At 51.1% G+C, this 2,145-nt stretch carries 3 protein-coding genes; 2 read left to right on the top strand and 1 reads right to left on the bottom strand.

Annotation, left to right across the window (positions count from 1 at the left end):
• Positions 1-109 precede the first annotated feature (109 nt).
• Positions 110-517 (top strand): DUF3592 domain-containing protein, encoded by a 408-nt coding sequence (locus ACWA6V_RS14145; RefSeq protein ID WP_449523098.1) that lies wholly within the window; start codon positions 110-112, stop codon positions 515-517.
• An 88-nt stretch (positions 518-605) separates the two neighbouring features.
• Here the strand turns inward: ACWA6V_RS14145 and ACWA6V_RS14140 are convergent, their stop codons facing one another.
• A complete protein-coding gene (locus tag ACWA6V_RS14140) occupies positions 606-1,796 on the bottom strand; it encodes an amino acid aminotransferase (RefSeq protein WP_449523097.1) in 1,191 nt (396 codons plus the stop codon).
• A gap of 168 nt (positions 1,797-1,964) precedes the next feature.
• Between ACWA6V_RS14140 and ACWA6V_RS14135 the strand changes: the two genes are divergently transcribed.
• A partial coding sequence (locus tag ACWA6V_RS14135; RefSeq protein WP_449523096.1) for a nicotinate-nucleotide--dimethylbenzimidazole phosphoribosyltransferase occupies positions 1,965-2,145 on the top strand: 181 nt, incomplete at its 3' end.

Raw genomic sequence — 2,145 nt, 5'->3', positions numbered from 1 at the left:
TACCGCAGAAATTGTTGTGAAGACGTGAGTGCGTTCATAGGCGAGAGCTTAGCAGTATCTTCGTTAGTAATACGTTAGGATTGGTGTAGATTACACAGGCTATCAGCTGATGGCGCAGCTTCCTTTAACCGCAATATTTGATCGGATACCAAGCATGTTTGAGCTTGTAAAAAAGGCATTGATTGTTGTTATTGTTCTATTTTTCGCGAAGATTGGCTGGCAAATAGTCGTTGATGACTATAGTTATCAAAGCTGGCCCACCGCTCCAGCGCGCTTAATCTCAGCTGAAGTTGCGGTCGGATCAAAAAAGAATGGGAGCCGCTATTTTGTAGTCCAAACCACCTATGACTTCACGGTCAACGGCAAGGTGTATAACTCGGGCGCCAATAAAATCGGTGTGCCTCGCTTCGCTACCGATCAAGCGGCGTTACAGCACCTGGACGAATTAAAATCTCGCTCGACACACATAGTTCACTACCATCCGCAAACCCCGGAAAAGAACACCCTCAGCCAGTAACATAAAGCATCACTATTTTCTGCAACAAAAAAGGCCTGGAGGCAATCCTCTAGGCCTTTCGCACGACTGATTTTCTACCTGCGTTTTGTTAAAGCACCGACACTATCGCCTTAGCCACATAATCCATTTTTTCGACCGTCAAACCCGCCACACTGATGCGGCTGGTATCGGTCATATAAATGCTGTATTCGCTTTTGAGTTTATGCACTTGCTCCACACTCAAACCCAAAAATGAAAACATACCGCGCTCCTGGGCGATAAAACTGAAATCGCGCCCCTGCTGCAAACCATTCAGCGATTGCACCAGCTGCACACGCAAACCGGCGATACGCTCGCGCATCAATGTCAATTCATCGCTCCAGACTTTGGTCAGTTCATCGCTGTGCAAAATAATATCGATCAGCGCGGCGCCGTGTGCTGGCGGCATGGAATACAAGGCGCGGGTTACGCTTAGCAATTGGCTGTTACCTGCATTGGCTTGTTGCTCATCGGCAAACACCAAACTCAAACTGCCCGCGCGTTCGCGATACAAACCAAAGTTTTTCGAGAAAGATGTTGCGATAACCACTTCCGGCAAGCGCGCCGCCATCAAACGCAACCCGTAGGTATCTTCTTCAAGGCCCTCGCCAAAACCTTGGTAAGCCATATCGATAAACGGAATCACACCGCGCGCTTCCAACACATCGGCAACTTGATCCCACTGCGCGCGCGACAAATCCGCACCGCTCGGGTTGTGGCAGCAAGCGTGAAGCAAAATTAAATCGCCGCGCGGGATTTCATTGATGGTGGCGAGCATGGCCGCAAAATCAATGCTGTGGGTGCTGTAGTCGTAGTAAGGATATTCGCGCAACGTCAAACCGGCACTGCCTAACAGCGGTACATGGTTAGCCCAGGTAGGGATGCTCACCCATAAACTGGCGCCGGGTTTGGCGCGCTGGATCAACTCTGCCGCCACGCGCAATGCGCCACAGCCGCCGGGAGTCTGGATGGTACGCACGCGTTTGGCGGCTACGGCTGGGTGATCTGCACCGTAAATCAACTTCGTAACAGCTTCATTGGCGCCAGGGTAACCCGCGGGTGGTGTGTACGCCTTGCTGGTCTCGCGGGCGATGCGCAATTTTTCCGCTTCCGCCACAGCCTTCATAATTGGCGTTATCCCTGCATCATTTTTGTACACCCCTACGCCCAGATCGACCTTGTTGGGGTTGGCATCATTTGCGTAGGCAATACTTAATCCCAGGATAGGATCGGCAGGCAACAGAGGAAGGGATTCAAACATGGCAAACTCCAGACTCATTGAGCTAGGTAGATGAATAGATAGACGGACAAAAAAACAGGGCGCGATTATACGCCGGGATTTGGGTAACGGCTTGCCAGCGACTTAAAGTCAGGTAAATAAACCACCAGATATGATAAGTTGCGCGGCCTCACAAAAGGAAACTGAGCTATGACATTTGATTGGCAAATAGCGCCGCTAAATCGCGACCTGATACCTGAAATACAGGAGCGCATCGACCAAAAAACCAAACCTCTCGGCGCCCTCGGCCAGCTCGAACAGCTCGCCCTGCAAATCGCTCTGGTGCAGCAGCGCAAACGCCTCAGCATCGAGCGGCCGCTAATGTTAGTCT

Source organism: Cellvibrio sp. (assembly GCF_053579595.1).
Note: the sequence above shows the minus strand (reverse complement) of the source record. Positions and strands in the feature narration are given on the sequence as shown.